This window comes from Glaciecola sp. KUL10 (assembly GCF_003203515.1).
Classification (GTDB): Bacteria; Pseudomonadota; Gammaproteobacteria; order Enterobacterales; family Alteromonadaceae; genus Glaciecola.
On the sequence record NZ_BGNG01000013.1, the window covers coordinates 54,748 to 80,271 of the forward strand.

The 25,524-nt window shown below is 41.6% G+C and carries 19 protein-coding genes; 6 read left to right on the forward strand and 13 right to left on the reverse strand.

Annotated elements, in window-relative coordinates; genetic code table 11:
- Nucleotides 1-278: 278 nt before the first annotated feature.
- Both KUL10_RS16785 and KUL10_RS16790 read right to left on the reverse strand, forming a co-directional pair.
- Nucleotides 279-2,498, reverse strand: a complete 2,220-nt coding sequence (locus KUL10_RS16785) for a fasciclin domain-containing protein (RefSeq protein WP_110430111.1) — start codon at nt 2,496-2,498, stop codon at nt 279-281.
- 101 nt (nt 2,499-2,599) lie between these two features.
- On the reverse strand, nt 2,600-4,639 hold the full coding sequence (locus tag KUL10_RS16790) for an NADPH-dependent 2,4-dienoyl-CoA reductase (protein ID WP_110430112.1): 2,040 nt from the start codon (nt 4,637-4,639) through the stop codon (nt 2,600-2,602).
- A gap of 201 nt (nt 4,640-4,840) precedes the next feature.
- On the opposite strand from KUL10_RS16790, the gene KUL10_RS16795 reads away from it, so the two are divergent.
- The gene (locus KUL10_RS16795; RefSeq protein ID WP_110430113.1) at nt 4,841-7,006 is read left to right on the forward strand and encodes a molybdopterin oxidoreductase family protein; all 2,166 of its coding nucleotides are present in this window, start codon (nt 4,841-4,843) and stop codon (nt 7,004-7,006) included.
- A 19-nt stretch (nt 7,007-7,025) separates the two neighbouring features.
- Here KUL10_RS16795 and KUL10_RS16800 read toward each other — a convergent pair whose 3' ends face one another.
- Nucleotides 7,026-7,952 (reverse strand): hypothetical protein, encoded by a 927-nt coding sequence (locus tag KUL10_RS16800; RefSeq protein ID WP_110430114.1) that lies wholly within the window; start codon nt 7,950-7,952, stop codon nt 7,026-7,028.
- Between the two features lie 330 nt (nt 7,953-8,282).
- Nucleotides 8,283-8,915, reverse strand: a complete 633-nt coding sequence (locus KUL10_RS16805) for an NAD-dependent epimerase/dehydratase family protein (protein ID WP_110430115.1) — start codon at nt 8,913-8,915, stop codon at nt 8,283-8,285.
- 119 nt (nt 8,916-9,034) lie between these two features.
- Here KUL10_RS16805 and KUL10_RS16810 point away from each other — a divergent pair, with 119 nt between their 5' ends.
- A complete protein-coding gene (locus KUL10_RS16810) occupies nt 9,035-11,215 on the forward strand; it encodes a S9 family peptidase (protein ID WP_233499872.1) in 2,181 nt (726 codons plus the stop codon).
- 48 nt (nt 11,216-11,263) lie between these two features.
- Here KUL10_RS16810 and KUL10_RS16815 read toward each other — a convergent pair whose 3' ends face one another.
- Nucleotides 11,264-11,647 carry a PH domain-containing protein gene (locus KUL10_RS16815; RefSeq protein ID WP_110430117.1) on the reverse strand — a complete coding sequence of 128 codons (384 nt, stop codon included), beginning with the start codon at nt 11,645-11,647 and terminating at the stop codon, nt 11,264-11,266.
- A gap of 147 nt (nt 11,648-11,794) precedes the next feature.
- On the opposite strand from KUL10_RS16815, the gene KUL10_RS16820 reads away from it, so the two are divergent.
- The 3 genes from KUL10_RS16820 to KUL10_RS16830 all read left to right on the forward strand — a co-directional run bounded on the left by KUL10_RS16820 (nt 11,795) and on the right by KUL10_RS16830 (nt 16,565).
- Nucleotides 11,795-13,774 (forward strand): bifunctional diguanylate cyclase/phosphodiesterase, encoded by a 1,980-nt coding sequence (locus KUL10_RS16820; protein WP_158525416.1) that lies wholly within the window; start codon nt 11,795-11,797, stop codon nt 13,772-13,774.
- 78 nt (nt 13,775-13,852) lie between these two features.
- Entirely contained in the window at nt 13,853-14,857 is a 1,005-nt protein-coding gene (locus tag KUL10_RS16825; protein WP_110430119.1) for a serine/threonine dehydratase, read from the forward strand.
- Between the two features lie 40 nt (nt 14,858-14,897).
- Nucleotides 14,898-16,565, forward strand: a complete 1,668-nt coding sequence (locus tag KUL10_RS16830) for an amidohydrolase (protein ID WP_110430120.1) — start codon at nt 14,898-14,900, stop codon at nt 16,563-16,565.
- 70 nt (nt 16,566-16,635) lie between these two features.
- Here the strand turns inward: KUL10_RS16830 and KUL10_RS16835 are convergent, their stop codons facing one another.
- The 3 genes from KUL10_RS16835 to KUL10_RS16845 all read right to left on the reverse strand — a co-directional run bounded on the left by KUL10_RS16835 (nt 16,636) and on the right by KUL10_RS16845 (nt 19,368).
- Nucleotides 16,636-17,490 carry an MBL fold metallo-hydrolase gene (locus KUL10_RS16835; RefSeq protein ID WP_110430121.1) on the reverse strand — a complete coding sequence of 285 codons (855 nt, stop codon included), beginning with the start codon at nt 17,488-17,490 and terminating at the stop codon, nt 16,636-16,638.
- A 113-nt stretch (nt 17,491-17,603) separates the two neighbouring features.
- Nucleotides 17,604-17,807: a DUF1653 domain-containing protein gene (locus tag KUL10_RS16840; protein ID WP_110430122.1), complete on the reverse strand. Its 204-nt coding sequence runs from the start codon at nt 17,805-17,807 to the stop codon at nt 17,604-17,606.
- Between the two features lie 10 nt (nt 17,808-17,817).
- Complete coding sequence (locus KUL10_RS16845) at nt 17,818-19,368, reverse strand: leucyl aminopeptidase family protein (RefSeq protein ID WP_110430123.1); 1,551 nt, start codon at nt 19,366-19,368, stop codon at nt 17,818-17,820.
- Between the two features lie 134 nt (nt 19,369-19,502).
- Between KUL10_RS16845 and KUL10_RS16850 the strand changes: the two genes are divergently transcribed.
- Nucleotides 19,503-20,663 (forward strand): SWIM zinc finger domain-containing protein, encoded by a 1,161-nt coding sequence (locus tag KUL10_RS16850; protein ID WP_110430124.1) that lies wholly within the window; start codon nt 19,503-19,505, stop codon nt 20,661-20,663.
- Nucleotides 20,664-20,704: 41 nt separating this feature from the next.
- On the opposite strand, the gene KUL10_RS16855 is transcribed toward KUL10_RS16850, so the two are convergent.
- The 5 genes from KUL10_RS16855 to KUL10_RS16875 form a co-directional block, all read right to left on the reverse strand.
- Nucleotides 20,705-21,706, reverse strand: coding sequence for a diguanylate cyclase domain-containing protein (locus tag KUL10_RS16855; protein WP_110430125.1), 1,002 nt, complete (start codon nt 21,704-21,706; stop codon nt 20,705-20,707).
- Between the two features lie 197 nt (nt 21,707-21,903).
- Complete coding sequence (gene dinB, locus KUL10_RS16860) at nt 21,904-23,022, reverse strand: DNA polymerase IV (protein ID WP_110430126.1); 1,119 nt, start codon at nt 23,020-23,022, stop codon at nt 21,904-21,906.
- An 84-nt stretch (nt 23,023-23,106) separates the two neighbouring features.
- Nucleotides 23,107-24,087, reverse strand: coding sequence for an MDR family oxidoreductase (locus KUL10_RS16865; RefSeq protein ID WP_110430127.1), 981 nt, complete (start codon nt 24,085-24,087; stop codon nt 23,107-23,109).
- A 19-nt stretch (nt 24,088-24,106) separates the two neighbouring features.
- Nucleotides 24,107-24,340 (reverse strand): (Na+)-NQR maturation NqrM, encoded by a 234-nt coding sequence (gene nqrM / locus KUL10_RS16870; RefSeq protein WP_110430128.1) that lies wholly within the window; start codon nt 24,338-24,340, stop codon nt 24,107-24,109.
- 47 nt (nt 24,341-24,387) lie between these two features.
- Entirely contained in the window at nt 24,388-25,308 is a 921-nt protein-coding gene (locus tag KUL10_RS16875; RefSeq protein ID WP_110430129.1) for an FAD:protein FMN transferase, read from the reverse strand.
- Between the last annotated feature and the right edge of the window lie 216 nt (nt 25,309-25,524).

Here is a 25,524-nt window from a genome sequence, read left to right on the forward strand (position 1 = left end):
TACTATTGCTATTATAAAGGTGTATCGACCGGATGATGTAAAGTTCGATAAAAATAAAGCAAAAGCATTATTTGGCAAAGGATACTATTAATTAATAGATTTTTCATTTTTAAACTCAGCATAATCATAGCTTTATTAAAAATGAACTCGCAAATTTGAACCCTATATATCACGCGTAAGAAATTGTGACGTGCGTAGATATCAAAATTTGCCTCAGCAAAACATAAAAAAGGAGCGAAAAACGCTCCTTTTTGACTTTGTTGCCTAGGGAAAGGTTATTACTCGAGAGTTTCGGTAATTACAGTGTCGATAACGTGGATCACACCGTTGCTTGCTGCAATATCAGTCACGGTTACCGTGGCACCTTGTACATTTAGCACAGTTTGAGGGGTTGATTCTGCAAACCAAACACCACCAACACTGTCACCATTTGTGTCACCCGCTTCTACATCACTTGCGAAAAAGTATAAAGGACGGCCAAGGAAGGTTGCTTGCATTGAACCATCTTCACGCATTACTGCTGACAAACCTGGAATACCAGATGCCATACCATCTGTCACTAAAACAGGCGGCCAGTTTTCTGAGCATGCGTCATTACAAGCGCTACCAGCGGTGCCTAAGTCATTATCAAAGACATAAAGTGTGAAACCAGGCTGTGCACTATTGCTACCACCCACCAACAAATTAGATACAGCGTCGTAAGCGACCTCAGCATCTGCGCTATCTGTTGTTTGTGCATAATTTACAATACTTATCGCTACATCTTCACCAGAAACGGTATCAACGTTGGCGCCATTCGCAGCATATGCGCCTACAGAGTCGATGGTAGCACCACTAACTACATGCTGAAGCAATACTTGAGAAAGGCTGTCAGTGTCTGCCAATAAAGCATCTAAAGTTGCATCGGGTATTTTATCGAAAGCAGCGTTAGTTGGGGCGAACACTGTGAACTGGCCCGCTTCGTCAGCTAAAGTGGATACTAAATCAGCAGCAGTTAATGCGGCGACCAAAGTGGAAAACTCAGGGTTTGCAAGGGCAATGTCTACAATACTTAACTCACTATCCGACAACGGAGTCGGTGGCAAAATGACTTGATCGACAATGTGAATGACACCATTGTCAGCCATTACATCTGCAGTCGACACTGCTGATGTATTCACATAAAGAGTTGAACCACCGAGCGACAATGCGGCATTTTGGCCGTTAGTCATTTCAACCAAGCGCATATCTGATTGAGCGACAGAAACGGCTGCATCTTGAAGAATAGTAGCACCAGATATCACATGATAGGTCAGCACGTTTGTGAGTGCATCCGCATCATTTGCCAATGCAGCAAGTGTGGCCTCGTCAACCTGTGCAAACGCTGCGTCAGTAGGTGCAAATACTGTAAATTCGGTATCTAGGTCCGCTAGAACAGTGTCCAGACCTGTTGATCGCAAAAGGCTCATTAAAGTAGTGAAACTGCCGGCTTCTACCGCAACATCAACAATGCTTGATGATACTGGTGTAGGAAGCTCTACATCGCCAACGATTACCATATCGATTACGTGAACGATACCATTTGCGGTTTGAATATCAGTGACGGTGACATTAGCTCCGCCCACAGTCAGTGAGTCAGTCTCTGGGTTTATTGCAATAGGTATCATTGCCCCTGACATCGTTTCAACGCTCGTTCCACTGAGAGCGAATGCGTTTATCGCATCAACGGCGGCGCCAGAAACAACATGCTGTAGTAATATTGCAGTTAATGCATCTGAGTCCGCTAATATTGCTTCTAACAGGGCAGGATCAATCATTGCAAACGCCGCGTTAGTGGGTGCAAACACTGTGAATTGCGCATCAGGGTCGCTTAACGCGCCAACGAGGTCAGCAGTTTGCAATGCAATCACTAATGTACTCAAGTCTGGATTGCCAACGGCAACCTCTGCAATAGTTTGCGCACTTGCATCGGTAGGCATAGGTGGCATCAAAACAGCATCAATAACGTGGATAATGCCGTTATCTGTCATGATATCAACCGTCGTCACCGTGGATGTATTAACGAGCAAGTTGTCACCTGATAACGACAAGCCCAAAGAAGCACCATTAACAGTCGCCACAGTTGTTCCCGCAGCTCCGATTGCTGCAGTTGAATCAACTTGGCTATCTAAAACGTGGTAAGTCAAGATTTCTGAAAGGCTGTCAGTGTCGTTTAGAAGCGCATTAATTGTTTCTTCGCCTAATAGCTCGAAAGCGGCGTCAGTTGGTGCAAAAACAGTAAAGTTACCATCGGCATCATCTAACGTAGCGTCTAGTCCTGTCGCCTGTAATGCAGCTACTAGTGTTGTGAAACTGCCATTAGCAACAGCAGTATCAACTATCGTAACCGGCTCAGGTGCAGGCTCAACAACAGGTGGAATGACGACTTCTACCGCATCATCGTCATCATCAAACAAGTCACAACCACTCAACAACGTGACCATGCCTACGGCTATGCCTAGTTTTAATAATCTTGCCATTTCGTTCTCCGAATTAATTTCGATTGAATATCAAGTGTTCGGAGTGATTACGCAAAAAAAATCTGTGCAGATTATTAAATAAAAGTAATGTTAAGTTTTGGTTAAATCTCGGCTGCTAACTCGGCCCCCTGACGAATTGCCCTTTTGGCATCCAGTTCGGAAGCGACATAAGCGCCACCAATGATATGAGTTTTGTAACCAGCCTCAGTCAGTTCATTTTCTAACTCTCTGAGCGGTTCTTGACCTGCACACACGATAATGTGATCAACATCTAATACCTTTGGTTGGTCTCCAATTAAAACATGCAGTCCTTGGTCATCAACTTTTTGATAGGTCACACTATTGATCATTTGAACCTTGTGATTAACTAAGGAGCTTCGATGAATCCAACCGGTGGTTTTCCCGAGCCCTTTGCCGACTTTTGTCGACTTTCGCTGCAGTAAATAAACTTCTCTTTCGAACCGAGGAGCTGTTTGTGGTTTCAATGCTCCTGCTTGTTTATAGTCTTTATCAATCCCCCAATGATCGAGCCATTTATCTAGATCAGTACTTAAATTTTCGTTTTCAACCAAGTATTCACTTACGTCAAAACCGATTCCTCCGGCACCAATAACAGCGACTTTTTTACCCACGGGCTTATGATCTCGAAGCACATCGAGGTAACTCATCACCTTCGGGTGCTCAACGCCTTCAATTGAGAGTTCTCTGGGCTTAATTCCAGTTGCCATGATAACTTCATCAAATGCCTTTTCGCCTTGTTGCTTCTGCAATAATCCTGCATCTACGCGAGTGTTTAAATGCAGATGAACACCTGTTACTTCAATCCGTTTTGCGTAATATCGAAGCGTCTCATAGAACTCTTCCTTACCTGGCACTTGTTTAGCATAGTTGAATTGACCTCCGATCTCGTTGGCTTGGTCGAACAAATGTACCTCGTGACCGCGCTCAGCCGCATAGGTAGCAAACGCCAAGCCGGCTGGCCCCGCGCCAATGACTGCTAGTTTTTTTTGTGCGGCAACGGTCTTAAAAATTAATTCGGTTTCGTAGCACGCTTGAGGATTAACTAAACATGATGCGCGCTTTTGTTCAAATGCATGATCTAGGCATGCTTGATTGCACGCGATACAAGTATTAATGTGATCCGATTGATTGAGCATTGCCTTAGCAACAAAATCCGGGTCCGCCAAAAATGGTCTCGCCATAGAAACCATATCAGCATCCCCATTTGCTAGCACAGATTCCGCTACTTCTGGTGTATTTATCCGGTTGGTAGTGATTAAAGGTATGCTGACCTCAGCTTTCATCTTTTTAGTTATCCACGTAAAGGCCGCACGTGGAACCGAAGTAGCAATAGTCGGCACTCTAGCTTCATGCCAACCAATACCGGTGTTGATTAACGTTGCACCTGCTTTTTCTATTTCTTTCGCCAAATATACGACTTCTTCCCAAGGTGCACCGCCTTCCACAAGATCAAGCATAGAGAGCCTGTAAATTATAATGAAAGCTTCTCCTACTTTTTCTCTGGTGTGTTTGACTGTTTCAATAGCGAGCCGAGCACGATTCTCTAATGTCCCCCCCCACTCATCCTGTCGCTTATTGGTTCTCTCACAAAAAAACTGGTTAATCAGATAGCCTTCTGATCCCATAATTTCAACACCATCGTAGCCAGCTTGTTTGGCTAAAAGCGCTGAATTAGCGTAGTCTTTAATTGTACTTTTTACTCCTCTGGAAGAAAGTTCTCGAGGTTTAAATGGCGTAATTGGAGATTTTACTTTCGATGCCGAAACAGCCAGTGGGTGATAACCATAACGTCCCGAATGTAAAATTTGCATGCAGATTTTCCCCCCCTCAGCATGCACTGCTTTTGTAATCACTTTATGCTTTTTAGCATGCCGTGAGCTACTCATTCTACCTGCAAAAGGAGCGACCCAACCGGCTATATTGGGTGCAATTCCACCTGTGACGATTAGCCCCACGTCGCCTTTTGCTCTCGCAGCGTAAAATGCAGCCAACTTATCATAGCCGCCCTTTTCTTCTTCAAGACCAACGTGCATTGATCCCATAAGCGTGCGATTTTTTAATTGAGTAAAACCGAGGTCCAATGGCGCAAGCAAATTTGGAAAGGGCGAAGTTGTCGTCATGTGAGTATCCTGTTTGTATGAGCGGCCAAAACACATCTGACCAGTTATATTTATTCGTGATTATGACAAAAATAAAATCAAATAACGAGCATTGTTTTTTACGCTTTACTTACATCAATGATCAACTATTTAACATTTTGATTGTACCGATTAGAAATTGCGCATTATGCTATAGATTGAATGCAATAAAGGACAATACCAATGCCGTTAGATAGTCAGCAAAACGAAGACTTAAAACATTTTTCAACTTGCACACTATGTGAAGCTATGTGTGGAATAGAAGTCACTACACGGCAAACTAATGGTGAAAATCAAATCGTTTCGATAGTAGGCGATAAGGCCAATCCCTTTAGCAAAGGTCACGTGTGTCCTAAAGCAAAGGCGCTGAAAGACTTGTATGACGACCCCGATCGCATCAAGTCTCCAATGAAAAAGGTGAACGGTGAATGGCAAGAGATTTCTTGGGATGAAGCAATTGAGTTCGCCGCCAAGGGCATACACGATACTCAAGTCAAGCACGGAAATAACGCGGTTGCTACGTATTTAGGAAACCCAAACGCTCATAATCATGGCGCTATTCTATTTGGTCCATATTTTTTTCGAGCATTGAAATCATTTAATCGCTTTTCAGCGACGTCTGTTGATCAATTACCTCATCATATCGTGAGCTATAAGTTATTTGGACACCAGAACCAAATCCCGGTCACAGATATCGATAATAATGAATATTTCATAATAATTGGCGGTAACCCACTGGCTTCTAACGGCAGCATAATGTCCGTCCCATACGTCAAAAAGCGCCTCAAAGCAATTCAACAAAAGGGCGGAAAGGTTGTCGTTATCGACCCGAAAAAGACTGAAACCGCTGAAGTGAGTAGTGAGCACTTGTTTATCAAGCCTGGCACAGATGTCTTATTGCTCTTGTCCATGCTTAATAGTTTGTTTTCACAAAATCTAGCGAATCCTGAGCACTTGCTAGAATTTGCCAAGGACTTACCTTTAGTTGAAGATTACGTAACCAACTTTACGCCAGAAAAAACAGAAGAAGCAACAGGTATCAGCGCCGAACAGGTACACCGTTTGGTCAAAGAATTTAGCGAAGCCCAATCAGCATCATGCTATGGCAGGATGGGCGCCAGTGTGCAACGCTTCGGTACGCTTACACAATATCTAATTATGCTGTTTAATATGCTAACAGGGAACTTAGACAAACGTGGTGGAATGATGTTTACTCAACCGGCGGCAGATTATCTCCCTCATTCAGGACATGGTAGCTTAGCCAAGGGGCACACGCGCGTTAGAGGACTCCCTGCCTTTGCTGGCGAATATCCGGTCTCGGCGCTTGCCGAAGAGATTACAACACCTGGAGAAGGACAAATAAAGGCTATCGTAATTGGTGCTGGTAATCCAGTTTTGACAACCCCAAACGGCCAACAGCTTGATAATGCGTTTAAATCACTGGATTTCGTTGTCGCTGTAGACTTTTACATTAACGAAAGTAATCGCCATGCTGACGTAATACTGCCACCTGTAACCGCACTCGAACGGGATCATTATGATATTGTTTTCCACAAATTCGCTGTTAGAAATTCAGTTAAATACTCCCCGGCTGTATTTCCATTATTAGAAGAACAGCGAACTGATTGGCAAATTTATTTATCACTAACGCAAAAACTTGAAGCACTTCGTGATCCAGAAAATTCCGAGCAATCGGCATTAAAATATAAAGCTCTCTGGCATAAGACACCAACAGGTGTAGTCGACGATTTATTGAAAACAGGTCGTTATGCTAAATTAGTATCAGGTCTGAGTATCAACACTTTAATCAACAACCCTCATGGTATTGATTTAGGTGAATTACAAAGTGATTTACCAAATGCTTTGTTTACCAAAGACAAATCAATAAATTTAAGTTTTGACTTTTTTATGCCTGATATAAAAAGAGTGAATGAATACTTCTACAACGAAGTTGGTAAGGAGTCTCCTTTATTACTGATAGGAAGGCGTCATTTAAAGTCAAACAATTCATGGCTACACAATAGTAAAAGAATGGTTAAAGATACCACTAGATGCACAGCGCAAATCCACCCTACTGACGCAAGTGCATTTGGAATCGAAAATGGCAGTTTGGTTACCGTCAGGTCACGAGTAGGTCAAATTATCATTGAAGCTGAGATCACAGAAAAAGTGATGCGTGGTGTTGTTTGTATCCCCCACGGATGGGGACACAATAAACAAGGGATTCAGTGGCAGCATGCACAATCAATTGCGGGTGTGAGCTGCAATGATCTCACTGATGAAATGATTTTAGATGAGCTTTCTGGAAATGCTGTGTTAAATGGCGTGCCTGTTACAATTAGTGCATAAGCGGTCACCCAGAAATGGGTTAATTGTATCTATCAGCAATGTCTAAACTGGTACGTAAACCTGACTCATCCAGTAGTTCGTTCATTTCTTTGTGCAAGGTCAACGGATAAGCATCTATTTGTATTTGTGTGTACACTCCGTTGGCATGCATAATTTTTAACGCGGTATTGAACTCCTCGATAAATGCTCGTGTTTGTACAGTATCGTTGCACATGATGTGGCCAAGAGAGTAACTCGGGCTACCTGCAATTTTATAGTGAAAGGACTCTCGCAGCACATCTGGATATGCTCGGTGCAATAAAATCGGTGTTGCCACTAAATATGATGAGCGAGATGCGAGAAATAACCTGACTTCAGCAGCAAATCCTGTGGTAGAGGCCAACTCTTGTCGGAAAGCAGGGGCGAGTGATTTTATTTGCTGATCCATAAAGTTTCCGTAGGACCTGTTTCTAGTATGAAACAGTAAAAAGTCGTCAACATGATTGGCAAGGTCGACCAAGCTTTTGATTTCACCTTGTTCATTTAGCACATCTGCAATCGACTCATTAGCGTTGTTTGAAAAAATACGTGAACTAGCGGTGATACCTGTTGGCAGTGAAAAGAGGAATTCATCAATACGTTCTTTAGTTTTAATCTTAGCAGGTGTACAAGTTGGGCGAGGACTTCGCAATGAAAGCCACACTCGCTCGCTAGGGAGTACTTGGAAGACTATTTTTTTGTTTAACATGTTTTGAGCATGTTCTTTTACCACAAAGTCTATTTCAACCGACTCTTTTCTATTAAACGCTTCAGCTCGTGTTGAATCGAAGAAAATGAAGTCGATGTCATAAGATGCTACCTCTTCGCTATAAACAGAAGTGGTAAAAAAAAGACACAAAAAACTTGCCGATAAACACCTAAGGTATTGAAGTGTAAAAAGCCAGTCCGCTTTCAAACCTGTGCTCATAAGATACTCAATGGTTTGAAAAGCTCGAATTGTAGATAAGCTAATAAGATCATCATGATCCCCTTAATTATTATTGATAATCTACACAAGTTAAATATCAATGCAAACAAGTATTTAGCCCGCATCTATTCGTTAGTTCCTTTTATCGCGTTTCCAGGTGCCACCATACTGATAATCTAAGCTCGTTTTGTATGTCTGTTGGCAGTACTTACAAATCAAAACCCACGAAGGATACTCAGCATTCCTGACTCTGAACAATACGGGTTGTACCGTTGCACAAATAGCACATCCCCTCTTGGGCTTTTGTCTGCTTTTCTTACCCAAGCAAGCTCACTTAAATACTTGTAATTTAATCATTTCATATGCCACTTGGTTAGCACCCACTGGTTTGTATTTTGCTAGTTTTCCAACCATAAAGGGTGCTAAAAACTTAGATAGTGAAATTCCAAGTGCCTCTGCGTAACGGGTCTCTTTTCTTTCTCCCAACAGCAAAGATGGCCGAACAGCTGCAGCATTATCAAGTTGAGGCATAGTCAAAATAGCGTTCTCAACTTCTCCTTTTACTCGTAAATAAAAGTTTTTACTCTTCGCATTGGCTCCCACTGATGAAATCCAAACAAAGCTGATGCCCCGTTGAGCTCGAGTGAGTTGAGCGGCGACGTGCACAAATTCAAAATCCACTCGACGGAATGCCTTCTCGCTACCTGCTTTTTTGATAGTAGTGCCTAAACAGCAATACACGTGATCCACGCTAAAATATCCTTGGTAGTCTTGAAGAAAATCAAAGTCAATTACCAAAGCTTGAATTTTGTTCATTGGATCATGGAAATCACTGTCTTGCAGTGGACTGCGCACGAGGCAAGTAATCGCGGTATATCGAGGGTCCTGACAGAGTTGGTTGACCAATGCTTTACCGACCAGACCTGAAGCACCTAATACTAACGCTGTATACTGTCTTGACATATCTACCTTTTCAAATTTTTGCTATGTTAATACTTTGAACAATGAAGACAGAACTAGGACATAACAAAAATAACATGAATAAACGAATTAATACCCTGCTAGGCCTAATTGGGTTCAGCATGATTCCATTAATTAGCTCGGCTAACGCTGAACAACTCACTATTGAACGCATCATGCAAGCCCCGTCTTTATCGGGACAGTCTCCTGTTGGCCTTAAAGTGTCTCCTGACGGTCAACGGGTCACTTTTTTGAAAGGTAAAGTAGACGATTACGAGCGCTATGACCTGTGGGAATACCATATTGCCAGCGGCAAAACACAGATGCTTTTTGACTCCAACGATTTACACACCGGTGATGAAGTATTATCTGATGAAGAAAAAGCAAGGCGCGAAAGAATGCGTGTTTATGGTACCGGCATCATGAGTTACCACTGGTCTCATGATGGTAAAGCACTTATCTTTCCACTCGCTGGAGACGTTTATTACTACAAACTTGGTGATAAAAGTGCAAAACAACTGTTAGATACACCTGAGTTTGAAACAGACGTGAAGTTCTCTCCAAAAAGTAACTACGTGTCGTATATCAGGGAACAAAACTTATACGTAATGGACATAGCATCTGGCAAAGAAAAAGCAATCACCACTAAAGGAGGTGGTGATATCAAATATGGTATGTCAGAGTTCGTTGCACAGGAAGAAATGAGTCGCATGACTGGCTATTGGTGGTCACCTGACGAGCGCCATATCGCTTTTACAAAAGTTGATGAATCACCTGTTGAGGTCATTACCCGCTCTGAAATCTATGCTGACTCAATCAAGACTATTGAACAAAAATATCCCAAAGCAGGTACTGACAACGTTCACATTGAGCTTGCCATTAGCGGTATTGACAATGATACCCTTAAATGGATAAATCTTGGCGATAACAAAGATATTTACTTAGCGCGTGCTCAATGGATGAATGACGAAGCACTGAGTTTCCAAACTCAAAGCCGAAACCAGCAGTTACTTACGCTAAGTGCTTACAATATTGCCACGAACGAACAAAATACCTTGATAAAAGAAACAAGTGAGACTTGGCTAAACTTACATGATGATCTCAGATTCTTAAACGATAAATCACACTTTGTGTGGGCATCTGAGCGTGACGGTTTTAAACACCTTTATCTGTATAAAAATAATGGTGACTTAGTAAAACAGCTTACCTCTGGGGACTGGATCGTTGAATCAGTCAAAGCAATTGATGCAAAAGCACGCATGATTTATTTTCAAGGTCGAAAAGACACCCCGCTAGAGAGCCACTTATATTCTTTGAATATTGATACAGCAGAGACAAATCGATTGACCGATTTAGGGAAGTATCACAGCACTACGTTTGCCGCTGACGCAAGCATTTTTATTAACGCTCATTCAGACGCCAACTCTCCAACTCAAGTTAGCTTGCACAAAGCGAATGGAGAGCAGATCACTTGGCTTGAAGAAAATAAAGTCGATAAAAGCCATCCTTTATACGCTTATCAAAAAGACTGGGTAAAACCAACATTTGGTATTATAAAAGCCAACGATGGAAGCGATTTACACTATCGCCTTTATACACCTAAAAAAATTGAAGGTAAGCATCCTGCCATAGTTTATTTATACGGCGGTCCTATTGCTCAGGTTGTTACAAATCGATGGGGAGGTAGCAGAGGCTTACTTATGCAGCATTGGGTAAACAAAGGATATGTTGTGTTTAGCATCGATAATCGAGGCTCTGCAAATAGAGGCAAAGCATTTGAAGACCCACTTTACAAAAAAATGGGCTTTGTAGAGGTTGAAGATCAAGTGACCGGTGTCGAGTTTTTGCGTACCCTAGATTTCGTGGATAGTAAAAGAGTAGGGGTACATGGTCATAGCTATGGAGGCTATATGACCTTAATGACCATGTTCAAAGCATCGGAGCATTTTGCAGCGGGTGTTTCAGGTGCGCCTGTAACAGATTGGCGCTTATATGACACGCACTACACCGAGCGCTACATGGGAGATCCGAGAAATGAAGAACAAGCTTATACTGCATCATCTGTGTTCCCATATGCAAAAGACCTAAAAGGTGATCTACTTATCTATCATGGTATGGCCGACGACAATGTGTTGTTCACGCACAGTACTAAGCTATATAAACACTTGCAAGATTTAGCTATTCCGTTTGAGGTGATGGATTATCCTGGTAAAAAGCATAGTATTCGCGGTAAAAACACACGTATTCATATGTATCGAACAATCACTAACTTTTTCGATAAACATTTGATGGCAACTCACTAAATCATGGTCGCCATCAAGGCTAATGCCTGTGATGGCGGTCTTAATATTTTAGAACATCAGACTTGCTAATGATTTTTGCACATCTTGCGCTAGTGAAGATTTAAGCTCTACTTCAAACGGAGAAGACTGTCCGGATATCCAAATTTTCAATTCACAATCAGAATCAAAATGACCTGCCGTCTCGACTTTAAACTGAGTGATACTTTTATACGGAATACTCAAATAATCAACTTTCTTACCCGTCATTCCTTGTTTATCAATAAACATAAAACGTTTATTGGTAAACACAATCATATCCCGTACCAATTTATAAGCGACCATCACTTTTTCTTTAGAGGCACTTGACTCACCTAGTATAGGAGCCAATTCGTCTGCTACTTCTTGGCTATCTACTTCTGAGGCATTGCCCATTAAACCGTCTAACAATCCCATGTTTCCTCTCATACATAAATAAAGTTCTACTTTGTTTTAACATGAATTGACTCAAGGATGACAGCTGATTTTTCCGATTGAAGAAATTCTGAACAAAGCCGATAAGAAGGTACCTTCAAAAAAGCTTTTATGACGATGAAAACGAGTGTGAAAAAACCGGTAAACGATCACCGTATTCTCAAAGAAAGCGTCAATCGGTTATATGAAAATCTTGCTAACCGTTTAGTCATCAATTTAATTGCTGCTTCTGTTCTAGTTTTTGGTTTTTTTGACGGCAACCCCCTTATAGTTAAACAGTATTGGTTTGGCGCAATGTGTTTGCTAATCGGTTTTCAACTCGCTGATTTTACTTATTGGCGAAACGCGCATACCAAGGACTCGTTTAGTATCGTTCAGGCGCTCACTCGCTTTAGAGTTGGGGCATGGACGATGGCAACAGCATATGCGACATATAGTGTGATTATTTTCAACTCGATGCCGCTTATCGAGTTTGCCACATTAGTTATTATTTTTGCCTCTCTCTCAAGCGGAACTACCGCTATGTTTGCATCAGACAAAATCCTCTCAAGTAGTTACTGCGTTATTCTTTTGTTGCCAATTTCTACGATGGGCGCATTCTCTGAGCAAACCAGTCACAACATTTTATCAATACTAGGTTTTGTCTTTGCTTTTGTGATGTGCACGATGGGAATTCGTACTTCAAATTTCACTAAAAACGCAATCGCAACAAAATTCCAAAATATAGATCTGCTTGAAGATAAAGATCGCATGCTTGGGATGATGAAGAATCAAAGTAAGCAAATCATCAAAGCCAATCAAGAACTTGAGTCAAAAGTTGAAGAGCGAAGCCGAGAAATATATAAAATGGCAAATATAGACCCGCTCACAGGCTTACTCAATCGAAGTGCATTTTTAAAACTTCTTAATGACAAGATTGAACAGGCAAGCGTCGCAAAAGAAGGTTTTGCGATTCTATTCATTGACCTAGACGGCTTTAAAGCAATAAACGACATTAATGGACATCGCGTTGGAGACGAAGTGCTTTCGCTTACATCTAAGCGCATGCAGTCTGTGATAGAAATTGAGCATAAGATTTGTAGATGGGGAGGAGACGAGTTTGTTGTTTTAATTGATGATATTGACCAAACGCTTGCGGTAAGCCTTGGTAATGACCTCATTTTCACTATTTCTACACCGATTCAGATTGGATTAAACATACTCGGTATTGGCGCTACTGTTGGCATATCGATGTATCCGCGACATGCACATAGTGCCGATGAACTAATTGAGTTAGCGGATGATGCAATGTATCGTCAAAAGCAGACTGAAAAATCAAAAGTATTAGCCTACTCAGAAGCGCTTAGAATAGAACGCGCACATGCTCAAAATTTGCAGGCTGGTCTAGCGACAGCACTACAGAAACAACAACTTACACTGGCATTTCAACCTGTTGTAGACAAGGTCAATAAAGACATTCAATACCTTGAAGCATTAATGCGATGGCGTTTTGATGGTACAGCGATTGAAACGGCACAATTTATAAAGGTTGCTGAGAACTTCGGCCATATACACGCTATTGGTAAATGGGCAATTCACGAATCGATTGAGCATGCACTGAAATGGCAAGAGGTTAATGACATCAAACTTGCCCTCAATATTTCGAGCGTTCAATTTTTGCAAAGTAACTTTACTGCAATTATAAAACATGCTCTTGAAACAACGGGGCTATCCCCGAATTGCATTTGTTTAGAAATTCAAGAAGACGTTTTGCGCGCAGATACCAAAAAAATTAAAGCTACAATATCAGATCTGAAACACCTTGGTGTTGAACTTTGTATTGATAATTTTGGAATGAGTGATGTGGGTATATCAAAACTCTACATGCTAAATTTTGACCACATCAAAATCAATACTCGTCACACCAAAGATAATGCTGAGTTTATCAATTCACTCATTAAAACCACTATCTTTATCGCGAAAAAGGCCAACAAAAAGGTCACACTAAAAAATATAGAAACCCTGGAACAAGCGGAATATTACGAAAAACTAAACTGTGATTATTTACAGGGACATTACTACGCCTCTCCTGAGCCATCGTCTGAAGAAACTTACCGCTTAAAAAATTAATTTCGCAATTTTTTCAAAGACTTTCGCCGCTTACCAATTACTTGTACTATTGTTGAAAAAACAATTAACTGACCAATCATGCTAAGTTTTAAAGACATTGAAGCAGCACAAGCACGCATCAAACCATACATTCAAACCACACCAATTTTAACTTCTAACTTACTTAACACTTGGTTAGGGCATGAAGTTTACTTTAAGGCTGATTGCTTACAAACCACGGGCGCTTTCAAGCTCCGCGGTGCAACCAATTTACTAGCCAAACGAGCCGAAACGAAAACGCTTCCCAGTAAAATCGTTGCAAATTCTTCGGGCAATCATGCACAAGCAGTTGCCTATGCAGCTCGTCAATTTAATATACCGGCCACCATTTACACGACTGAATCAGTCTCTGAAATCAAAGCCGCAGCGACGGAATATTATGGCGCACAAGTCAAAAAGTTTGCGCTTCGAGTTGATGCGGATAGAGCAGTTGCTGATGCCGCTAAGGAACCGGATACGCTGTGGGTGCCACCATTCAATCACCCGGATATCATTGCTGGACAAGGCACTGTGACAGCAGAAGCGATTGCACAATTACATTCACAATCCGTTACACCAGATGCTATTTTCGCCCCATGTGGCGGTGGAGGGTTGCTATCAGGTGCAATTCTGAGTGCACGAGCATTACTGCCTAATGCAAAAGTGCTGGGGAGTGAGCCTCAACTTGCAAATGATGCATCACGCTCATTACAAAGCGGAAAAATCGAGTGCTTAGATGGGCCCGCAGACACATTAGCCGATGGCGCAGCAACACCAAGTGTGGGCGAGCACACTTTCGAAATTATTCAACAAGTTGATGATTTTTACGAAGTTGACGAGGTCCAAATTGCATATTGGACACAATGGTTACAACATTTACTAAAACTTCATGTTGAGCCTACCTGTGCAATGAGTATGGCAGCAGTGGTAGCATGGTGCTTAGAGCAAGCATCCCCTCAAAAAGTGTTAGTATTAGTAACCGGCGGTAACATAAGTGCCGCGTCGATGAGAAAAATCTGGGAAAAAGATTACTTGCTTCAGCCGCCGATCCTAAATGAACAGTGATCACTAAAAACATCTAATAATAAAACGACAGGAAAAAATGATGAGACAACGGATACTCGCGTGTTTTGCGACAAGTTTGATTTGTGCAAGTTTATCTCTGAATGCTTTGGCGCAGGTTACCGCAATAAAAAACGTTAAGGGCTACACGCTCGACCAAAATGGAAAATTAATTCAATTTTCTAATATTGCTTTTGAAAATGATAAAGTCATTGCCCTTGATAGTTCTGTTGATAGCTTAACTGTTGAGCGCACGATTGATGCTAGCGGCAACGTCATGATACCAGGTCTTATCGATGCCCATGGGCACATCTTAGGATTGGGCCAAGGTTTACTCGAGATTGATCTGCGCGGCGCTAGCTCTGAACAAGCGGCAGCTAAACGCGTTGTTGATTTCATTAGCACTAAAGACGAAACAAACAAAGATAACTCATGGGTAATTGGACGAGGCTGGAATCAAGTGCTTTGGCCCAATAAAGCTTTTCCGTCAAAACAAAGCCTTGATGAATTAGTACCTGACCGCCCAGTAGTCTTATCACGTGTCGATGGACATGCCGTTTGGGTAAATAGCAAAGCGCTAGCTTTAGCGGGGATTGATGCAAACACGCCCTCTCCTTCAGGTGGTGAAATAGTCAAGGATGAAAACGGCCAACCAACCGGCTTGTTAATAGATAATGCTGAATACTTGGTGACTAAGCTCATTCCCGCGCCTGATACTTATCAATTGAAAAAACAACTAAAAGCCGCAAGTGAGCATTTACTATCACTTGGAATAACCAGCGCTCATGATGCAGGAATTAGTCAACAAGTCTATAACTTCTATAAAGATAAAGCACAAAAAGGCGCTCTTGATTTTAGAATCTACGCAATGCTATCTGCAACCGACCCAAAGATAAAAAGTATGCTAGCAAAGGGGCATTATTCAGATGAACAGGATTTTTTGTCTGTTAGGAGTGTAAAAGCATACGGAGATGGCGCACTAGGAAGCAGAGGTGCTGCGCTTCTCGCGCCGTATTCTGATGATCATGATAATCACGGTTTATTGGTCACTCCTCAAGAAGAGCTTCCTAGTTTATTTAGACAGGTCCTTGGTGCTAACTTTCAACTTAATTTTCATGCAATAGGCGATCGTGCAAACCGCTTAGCACTGTCTGAATTTGCGAAAACATTTAAAGTTTTCCCAGAAAATACACAACGCCATCGCATCGAACATGCACAAGTCATCGCAGTAGACGATATCGACTTGTTCATTCAACACGGTATCATACCTTCGATGCAGCCGACACATGCTACTAGTGATATGAATATGGCAGAAGATCGCATTGGTAAAGCACGATTAAAAGGCGCATACGCGTGGAAAACACTGCTGGATAAAGGCGCAAGAATCGCGTTTGGTTCAGACTTCCCGGTGGAGCTTGCTAACCCGTTTCACGGTCTACATGCAGCAATTACTAGACAAAGCGGTGCTAATCAACCTGAAAACGGTTGGATCCCTGAAGAAAGAGTGACGCGTGTGCAAGCGTTAAAAGGTTTCACACTTGATGCAGCATATTCAGCATTTCAAGACGATTTATTGGGAACCCTTTCACCCGGAATGAAAGCCGATTTTATTATTATAGATCGCGATGTATTTGAAATACCGGCAAACGAAATAAGGGACACTCAGGTGTTAGAAACTTGGGTAAATGGAGAATTGAAGTTTAAAGATTAATGCCCTACTTTACACAATTAGCCCGCTTTAATGCGGGCTAATTGTGTATAACTATGAACTAAATTTGTATTTATTTATACAAAGTGCGAATCCATCTCTCAGTGGTTATAAAGCGCCACGACCAGCTATCCCATTTACTATCAAGACCACCAGCAACAATATCATCTTCTGACATTCCACTGGCTTTTTTAGCCTGAACGTAAGCGTAGGTTTCTTTTATCATATCAAGAAAACGTTGGTAGTCAGCCTTTGAAGCTAATGAGCCATGACCGGGAATAATGCTAGTATCATCGTCGATTTTATCCAAAATGGTTTGAACCGAAGCGATATAACCTTTAACCGAACCTCCAGCGCCTAGGTCTACATAAGGGAACATATCTTTGAAATATAAATCCCCCGTATGCAGGACGTCTGGTTGCTCAAACCACACAACACTGTCGCCGTCAGTATGACCACCAGGAAGATGGAAAACGTGAATAGTCTCACCGTTGAAGTGGAATTTCACGCCCTGTTCATAGGTCACAACTGGCAAAGCCGCTGGGTCCGCATCTTTACCCGAGGCTAATCTAACGCGTACATTTTCATGCGCAAAAATAGTTGCGTCCTTATGCTCATGGAAAAACGCATTAGATCCAGTGTGGTCACCGTGGTAGTGCGTATTGATGACATATCGAGTTTTTGCTTCACTAATACCCGCAAGGGCACCGGCAATCTTCTCGGCTAATGGTGCATACTGGTCATCCACGATTAAGATGCCATCATCTCCGGCGGACACACCGATATTACCACCGGCTCCGACCAGCATATGAACAGAACCAGCAATGCTTTTTGACTCTATTGTAACATCGTCAAACCCACTTTGAGCTTGGGTTTGATAAGAAAACAACAGTGCCACGAGGGACGCAGCAAATACATTTTTTTTCATAACGTTTTATGTTCCTGTACTATTTTTATTATAAGCCTAGTCTTAATTTTTCGTTTAACAAGCCAGATACTCATACGCAATTGGTATTGGACCGTTTATTCTGTAAATAAAGTTCATTTAAGGTGTTGAAAGCGTTTTACGAGTTGTCCATCAATTTCGATCGTTTCATTGAACATTTCAATAGGCCTCACCCAAAGCGAGAAGTCACCATATAAAGTGCGATAAACCACTAATTCACTCTCATCCTCAGAGTGCCGAGCCACCCCAATGACTTCGTAGTCTTTTCCTTTGTAATGACGATAAATTCCTAATTCCACGCTAACGTCCTTATAGATATGCGTTGACTAAGCAAGCAACCGTGGATGCAGTTGGTTTACCATGTTGCCAATCTAAGTTTTCAACGCCGCTTCCCGCAATATCCACATGTGTAAAAGGCAGAGGGTGTGCAGCATCACCGGCATGTTTGTCTAAACCAGATGCAATACTCAAAAAGGCCATTGGGAATTGATGCCCTCGTACCGTCGATACTGAAGGAGCGTTGTTTGATGAAAGAATATCATCGGCCTTGGTCCTTGATTTAATGAAATCAAAGTCTTCGCGCCGTGATAGCGATGGTTCTACGGGATCTCCCCATGCATCTCCAGCAACAGACCAACGTTGACTAACCTTTTGCAACCGCGCAGGTCCGTTTTCAACTAGTGCAGTGTAAGGTCCAAATGCAATCGCGGCATGCCCCGTTAAGGTTGCCACTGAAAAGAGCTCTGGATTAATTTCATTAACAGCTTCTTCTCTTAAATGAGAAAGCAAATCACCTAGTAGCATTCGGCCTTCTGCATCCGTATTTCCAACTCTAACTCTTACACCAGCGTGACTGGTGATGATCTCATCAGGAATAAATGCTTCTGCCCCAATACTGTTTCTGACTGCTCCAATTTCAACGACTACTTTAACGCCTTTAGGTTGAATCAAAGAGACAGCTTTCATAAAGCCCGCGACTGAAGCTGCTCCACCTTTGTCTCGGCTCATTCCTGCCATGTGGCCATTCACCTTTAAATCTGCCCCACCTGTATCAAATGTAATTCCTTTTCCTGCAAACATGAGCGTCTTTTCTATATCACCTTCTGGCACATAAGTGAGCCTGATTATCCTAGGTTGATGACGCTTTACTTCGATGGACGCTCTAGCAACAGCATGCAATAGGGGATAACGCGCTAAAATTTCTTGCTCGTCATCAATAATATTTACCTGAACAGTCGAGTCTTTAAATGTTCTCGCGCAATAATCTGCAAAACCGGGAGGTGCCATCCTTTCGGGTTCAGTGCCACAAAGATCTCGCGCAACACGTTTACCTGCTTCGATCGCATTTAAACGCGCAACATATTTTTCATCGGCTCCTAGTAAGCCAATTTTCTTGATAGGTTCAAGATCTTGGTCAGGAAGATCCTGTCTAGCTTCTAATGGCTGCCATAACCCCTGACACAAGCCTAAATATGCGACACCTAATGCTTCCTTGTATCTTACTCGCACTTCATCAGACAAACCTTCCAAGTTAACCTCTACTAAAGGCGTTAAAATGCCTGCGGAGAGCAACTCGGATGCTACTAATTTTGCAGCATCATAAATTCTCCTGACATCATCAAAATCTCGGAGTAATTCGTTCACGGGCACATGAAAAACTCTCTGCCCAGGTGCTTTGCCGTCATGGACTAATACACTTTGATTACCAACGCGCGCGTCGATAACTGAGTGTGCTTCTAGCGTTTTTTGAACCGCGGGTAAAAATCGACTGTTTTGACCATTGCTAATTAGGACAAAGCAATCATAGTCTTGCGTAAGTTCACTGTTTAGGAGTTCCGCACAGGCTCTTGGAAAAGGCATAGTATTCCTTAAATATACTGCTGACTTGCATGGAGTATTTGCAAGATGATTTACGTTTATGCGTCAACATCTTACAAATGGATCAATTTCATGTGTTAGTATAACTAGCTATGCGATTTATCCAATATTAAAAGATGTCAGAATTAGTCAATTTGCTTGAAAAGTTAGCGGGTCAGAAAGCCTTTGAAGACGGAGTTGTCTTGTTTTTAGACAAAGCTGTTGAAGCGCTTCATATCGAAGGTAAAGAAGTCTTCGCTTTGGTTAAAGCTGATGATCATCACCGTGTCAAACTCACTCGCACAGCCTCGCATATTGAAGGCGCTTGCACTTGTCCCATTTCGGAAGACTTTGACTTCTGCTCACATTGTGTCGCAGTAGCACTTGCCTTAAACAAACACGAAAGTGAGATAAAAAAGCTGCAAGATGGTGATGCAAAAGATCGCGTTCATGCTTTGATAAAGCAAATGAATGAAGAAGAAACGAAAGAAACTCTTCTCAAACTAATCAATGACGATAAAGATTTGTTAGCTAAGTGGGAAATGATCGCTGATGCGAAATCTGGTTTGTTAAAAGCAACGGCAATTAAGAAGCGAATTACTAAGGCTTTTCCACTAAAAAGCGTATCTCAAAACGCAAAAGTACAAGAGTATTTTGATGAGGCCAAGCTTAAACTGAATGTCGTGTTTGATGTTATAACAGCACTAGAGCCCAAACAGGCCTTCAGCTGTGTCGAATACATGTTATTTAGATATGATACCATTTTAAGCCGTGTTGATGATGCAGGTGGTGCGAGACATGAACTTTTTAAGCAGATCATGCCACTATTCGAAACGTGCTTTAAATCACTGTCTTGGCATGATGGTGAAAAGATCGACTATTTAATGTCACTTTACGCAAGTGACTATTCACATTTTGAATTTGTGGATATTCCGCAACGTTTTATAGACGAAAATGACCAAAAATTGCTTCAAACCTTTATCAAACGCCTAGAAACTCACATCAAAAATCATGGATTAAAGGTCCGTAAAGCGACGGGTAAGCTAGAATCGACTTCGCGTGACATGCTATTTTCGATTGCTCAATTTTATGCCTCGCAAAGCGAAATTGAAACAGCATTGCAGTGGCTTGAAAAAGCGGCGGATAGTATGGAAGGATACGTAAGACTTATAGAGTTGTTGATAGAGTATGGGAAAACCGACAGAATATCGGACTATTTGAATCAGGCCCAGCTACTCGCAAGTACAGCTTACGAAAGACGGATTGTAAACATGTTGGAAAAACGCGCATTCGATTGATTGAAGTTAAGCTTTTTTGCAAGTGTAATAAAAGCCCTTTTTCAAGAAGCCATGGTCTCAACTATCGCTTCTCCTAAACCCAGTTCAAATATATTAGCAACAGCATGTCTTGTGCGCAGTTCTGCGCAATTTCCGCCGCTAGTTTTAGCATTAAATAACGATAAATCAGCTTCCTGTAACAAGGTTTTGTGAGTTAAGTCTTCTTCTGGATACATAGAATATCCACCGACACTTACCGTCAAAAAACTAAATTCATCCGATGCATCATTGCGGATTTGTAGTCCCTGAACTTTTGTAATTACCTTGTCAGCGATCGACTCTAATTCATATCCACTGCAAAATGGCTTTAACAAAGCAAACTGATTGCCTTCGAGTGTACATAACGAGTCATTTACATTTGTTGCCAGTGACTGAAGTTCTTCTGCGATCATTTGCAGTACTAAGTCGCCATAGTTCAACCCATGATGTTGATTAAAACCTTTAAAATTATCAATATCGACTAGCAGTATTGCCATTTTTTTATTCTTTCGAAGGCATTCATTCCATCGTCGAAAAACTTGTTCATTAAATTTCCGAGCGTTTCCGATTCCAGTTATTGGGTCGATATAACTTGCGTTTTCGGCTTCTTTTTTATCTTGATGTAGTTTTAGTTGATTACGTAAACGGATTCTTAATTCTGCTGGTTTGAGAGGGCGGTCAATAAAATCATAGACTTCACGTGCTAATAAACTGGCATCTCGTTTGCGCTGCTCTTCAACGTATTCGCTGGCAAAGAGTATAGGAATGTCTTTTTCAAACGCCCATTCTTGCAAACTTTGGTAGCTTTCATTTATTTGTGACGGGCAAGCAGGTAAACTCAACACTATGATATCTGGGTATCGTGTGCATTCGGTCAACAACTTAATACCTACTTCAATCGAATCTAAAAGTTGTACTTCGTATTCGTCAAGAAGCATTTGAGCTGCACGCTTAAAGTATTCACGATCATCGTCAATAATTAATATGTGGTGCTTCAATTGTGTAATTTGTTCACATACAGACATGCTTTACTCATATTTATGCTAATGCACGATAATCTCTTATCGACCGATAAGAAGCTAACTTCATGATTTTGTTAAATAAACATACATGAGCCTAAAAAGCAGGTAAACAAGATATGTGTAATTTTCAACCATTTCATGTAAATTTCATACAAGTGGATGACTTATACATTAGTTTAAAAGTTGTATATTCTACTACTTTAGTAGTCTGAATGATTTGATTTCGCTAAACATCTGAAATATAGAAGGTTATTCTTTTTTTCTAAGTCCAGGGGTAATTGTCTTTGTTCATCGTTAGTTTGTTGCAAGCCAACATGCACACCAAGCAAACGAGCAGCTTTTCCCTCCCCACGTTTCATTGCTTGTTCAAGCAAGTCGTAAAGTAGCTTAAAATCAATCACGGCAGATTTGGATTCGCAAGTAGTTTGAACGAAGTTACTGAATTTAACTTTTACACCTACTTTATTGATGGCTTTGTGTGCTACGTATCGAGTCGCTCTTTGAGTTAACTCAGGGAGTAGTTTTTGTTGCAAAATTGACTTTAATTCTGCTAGATCTGAAATGTCATGTGAAAATGTTCGCTCAACACCGACTGACTTTCGAACCCGCGAACTTTCAACTTCACGATTATCAATACCGTGACAACGTTGCCATATAACACGACCATATTTCCCAAAATGCTCGACCAAAAATGCCTCGGATGAAGCTCTTACATCTTTACCCTTTTCAAGATTAAGCCTTTTAAGTTTTTCTGCGGTTACCTTGCCCACGCCAGGTATCTTTTTAAGTGGAAGCTGACCAATAAAATCCCAGACTTGTTCAGGCGCAATAGTATATATGCCATTGGGTTTATTTATGTCAGACGCGATTTTAGCAAGAAACTTGATCGGCGCTATCCCAGCTGACGCCGTCAATTCTGTTTCTTTATATATATCAGCTAGAATTTGTTGGGCCGTTAAGGTAGCTGAGCCCTTATTGAGCGCAGAGTCACTTAAATCCAGAAATGCTTCATCCAATGACAGTGGTTCAATTTTATCAGCGTATTGTTCAAATACGCGCCTTATTATCGCACTTACTTGTTTATAGACTTCCATCCGGCCTGGCACAACAATTAGGTTGGGACATTTTTGTAAAGCTATGGCCGTTGGCATCGCGGATGAAACACCAAATGAACGCGCGATATAATTGCAAGTTGATAATACTCCTCGTCGGTCAGACTTACCGCCTACCGCAACAGGCTTACCTTGCAAAGATGGGTTGTCTCGCATTTCAACAGATACATAAAATGCATCCATATCCACGTGCACAATTTTTCGCATTGACCGACATTAAATACTGTATATAAATACAGCTTAGCATATTAACAAAAATGATGAAATAACTGGGTTCCTCGGCCTAATAGCTTAGGTATTAACATCCACAACAAGGCGACCTCTTACCTTTCCGGCTAGTAGCTGTTCCGCTAAATCAACTGAACTACTTAATGCTACGACCGTGCTTAAACTGGCTAATAGTTGCTTATCTACTAATGAGCCGAGTGCCTTCCAGGCTTCTTTGCGATCTTCTATTGGCCGCATAACAGAATCAATGCCAATGAGCTTCACCCCTCTGAGAATAAAAGGTGCGACCGTCATATTTAAATCCATTCCTTGAGCAAGCCCACAAGCTGCAACAGTGCCACCATATTGTGTTGCAGCACATGCGTTTGCGAGTGTATGGCTACCAACTGAGTCGATAACACCCGCCCAACGTTCTCTCACCATCGGGCGACCGGGTTCACTCAATTCAGAGCGTTCTATAATGTCAACCGCGCCTAGACTTTGAAGGAAGGCTTTCTCTTCTGGGCGACCTGTAGAGGCAATAACTTGATAGCCGAGTTTGCTCAGTAACATGATGGCAACACTACCTACACCACCATTTCCACCAGTGACTAGAATTTCACCTTTGTCAGGTGTTACTCCTTGTTTTTGCAAAGCAAGCACACAAAGCATTGCTGTGTACCCAGCAGTACCTAGCATCATTGCTTCTTTTGAAGAAAATTCTGAAGGTTGCTTGATAAGAAAGTCAGCGGGCACACGCGCTTTTTGCGCTAAACCACCAGGAAAACGTTCACCGACTCCAAAACCATTTAAAATAACACTGTCACCGCTCACAAAGTCATCACTTTGAGACCGAAAAACCTTGCCAGCAAAATCAATTCCCGGCGTCATCGGAAATTCACGGATGATTTTGCCTTTTCCGGTGATAGCGAGAGCGTCTTTATAGTTCAAGGTTGAATATTCTATGTTAACTTCAACCTCACCATTTCCCAATTGCTCTTCGGCAATTTCAGTCACGCGTGCGTTATACTGCGGCTCGTTTTGTATTTGAATACCCTTGAACATGATGGCCTCTTTTAAATTTTTATAAGATTTTATTATCCTGCCATTCTTTGATTTTCTTTTGACGAGCTTCTTCTCGCTCCATGCGTTGCTTTTTTCTATCACAAGGTTCTGGGCAATCACAGGCCTTTGAAATGCCGATTGCGCCCAAACCGCCACAACTGCCTGCAATTGTTTTACGTTGTAAAATATAACCGACTGCCATCGCAGCAACCATTAATAAGAAAAATCCAAACGCTAAAATAAAAGTACTCAAATTAACCTCTTTTGAGTGGTATTTGTGCAAAGAATGCAACTACCACGTTAGTAAATTGTCACCTGTTTTGCAAATTCAGGAGATTGATACTCAACAAAGCCCTCGGCTTCTTTTGTTATCATCAATACAGCTATACCCTGAGCTTCGACCAACTCTTTAGCAGCGTCAAACCCCATCACAATTAAGGCAGTTGCAAGGCCATCTGCGACCATAGAGGATGGATGTACGACACTGACAGAGACCAAATTATGAACGATTGGGTACCCAGTATTTGGATTAATCAAGTGCGAATATCGTTGCCCATCGTGTTCATAATAATTGCGATAGTCTCCTGAAGTTGCGATCGCATTATCACCTATCGAAATCAGACGTTGAATCGCTCTTTCAGTCGTTATCGGCTTTTCAATGGCAATGCGCCAATCTTTACCATTGAGCTTTTTACCCTTCAGGCGCATTTCGCCGCCAATTTCAACAAGGTATGCTTCGATGCCGCTAGCCTGAAGTATATCAGCCACAACATCAACACCATAGCCTTTTGCAATAGTCGAAAGATCAATATAGACCTTGTCGTGTAACTTAGTCACAACGCGATTATCAAGTACAAATTTATCTATGCCTACGTATTCTCGGATATTCAACAATGCTGCTGGTGAAGGAGTTTGCTCAGGTTTTTTGTCGGGTCCAAAGCCCCAAAGATTAACCAGTGGTCCAACGGTTACATCTAACACACCATTACTAAGCTTACCTAACCTTATGGCCTCTCTTAACACTATTTCTGTCTGCTCAGAAATTGCAAATGGACTATTTGCAGTCGTTTGATTGAGTCTCGATAACTCCGAATTTGGGTCGTAAGTAGACATAAGTGCATTTACATTTATCAAAGCCTTGTCGATATTCGCTTTGAGTAAAGGTGGATCGATTTGTATATCTTCAGGCACGATGAGTTTTACTGAGTAAGTCGTACCCATTGTAAAACCAGTTATTACAATCTCTTCGTTTTTTTGGTTTGAGCACCCTGTAAGAAATACTAGCGTCCAGAGAGAGAGAATAAGTCGAATCAATGTGTTATCCACTTTTGAATTTATATGCTCAGATAATAGCACAAAATAATAAAATTCTAGCTTGTCAGGTAGACCTTAAGTGCTGTGAGGGCGTAAACCTGGGTATGATTCAATAAACGAACG

Excerpts from the sequence above, each read along its gene's own strand:
- KUL10_RS16785 (WP_110430111.1), bottom strand. The coding sequence starts at position 2,498 with ATGGCAAGATTATTAAAACTAGGCATAGCCGTAGGCATGGTCACGTTG.
- KUL10_RS16790 (WP_110430112.1), bottom strand. The coding sequence starts at position 4,639 with ATGACGACAACTTCGCCCTTTCCAAATTTGCTTGCGCCATTGGACCTC.
- KUL10_RS16795 (WP_110430113.1), top strand. The coding sequence starts at position 4,841 with ATGCCGTTAGATAGTCAGCAAAACGAAGACTTAAAACATTTTTCAACT.
- KUL10_RS16800 (WP_110430114.1), bottom strand. The coding sequence starts at position 7,952 with ATGAGCACAGGTTTGAAAGCGGACTGGCTTTTTACACTTCAATACCTT.
- KUL10_RS16805 (WP_110430115.1), bottom strand. The coding sequence starts at position 8,915 with ATGTCAAGACAGTATACAGCGTTAGTATTAGGTGCTTCAGGTCTGGTC.
- KUL10_RS16810 (WP_233499872.1), top strand. The coding sequence starts at position 9,035 with ATGATTCCATTAATTAGCTCGGCTAACGCTGAACAACTCACTATTGAA.
- KUL10_RS16815 (WP_110430117.1), bottom strand. The coding sequence starts at position 11,647 with ATGGGATTGTTAGACGGTTTAATGGGCAATGCCTCAGAAGTAGATAGC.
- KUL10_RS16825 (WP_110430119.1), top strand. The coding sequence starts at position 13,853 with ATGCTAAGTTTTAAAGACATTGAAGCAGCACAAGCACGCATCAAACCA.
- KUL10_RS16830 (WP_110430120.1), top strand. The coding sequence starts at position 14,898 with ATGAGACAACGGATACTCGCGTGTTTTGCGACAAGTTTGATTTGTGCA.
- KUL10_RS16835 (WP_110430121.1), bottom strand. The coding sequence starts at position 17,490 with ATGAAAAAAAATGTATTTGCTGCGTCCCTCGTGGCACTGTTGTTTTCT.
- KUL10_RS16845 (WP_110430123.1), bottom strand. The coding sequence starts at position 19,368 with ATGCCTTTTCCAAGAGCCTGTGCGGAACTCCTAAACAGTGAACTTACG.
- KUL10_RS16850 (WP_110430124.1), top strand. The coding sequence starts at position 19,503 with ATGTCAGAATTAGTCAATTTGCTTGAAAAGTTAGCGGGTCAGAAAGCC.
- KUL10_RS16855 (WP_110430125.1), bottom strand. The coding sequence starts at position 21,706 with ATGTCTGTATGTGAACAAATTACACAATTGAAGCACCACATATTAATT.
- dinB (WP_110430126.1), bottom strand. The coding sequence starts at position 23,022 with ATGCGAAAAATTGTGCACGTGGATATGGATGCATTTTATGTATCTGTT.
- KUL10_RS16865 (WP_110430127.1), bottom strand. The coding sequence starts at position 24,087 with ATGTTCAAGGGTATTCAAATACAAAACGAGCCGCAGTATAACGCACGC.
- KUL10_RS16875 (WP_110430129.1), bottom strand. The coding sequence starts at position 25,308 with ATGGGTACGACTTACTCAGTAAAACTCATCGTGCCTGAAGATATACAA.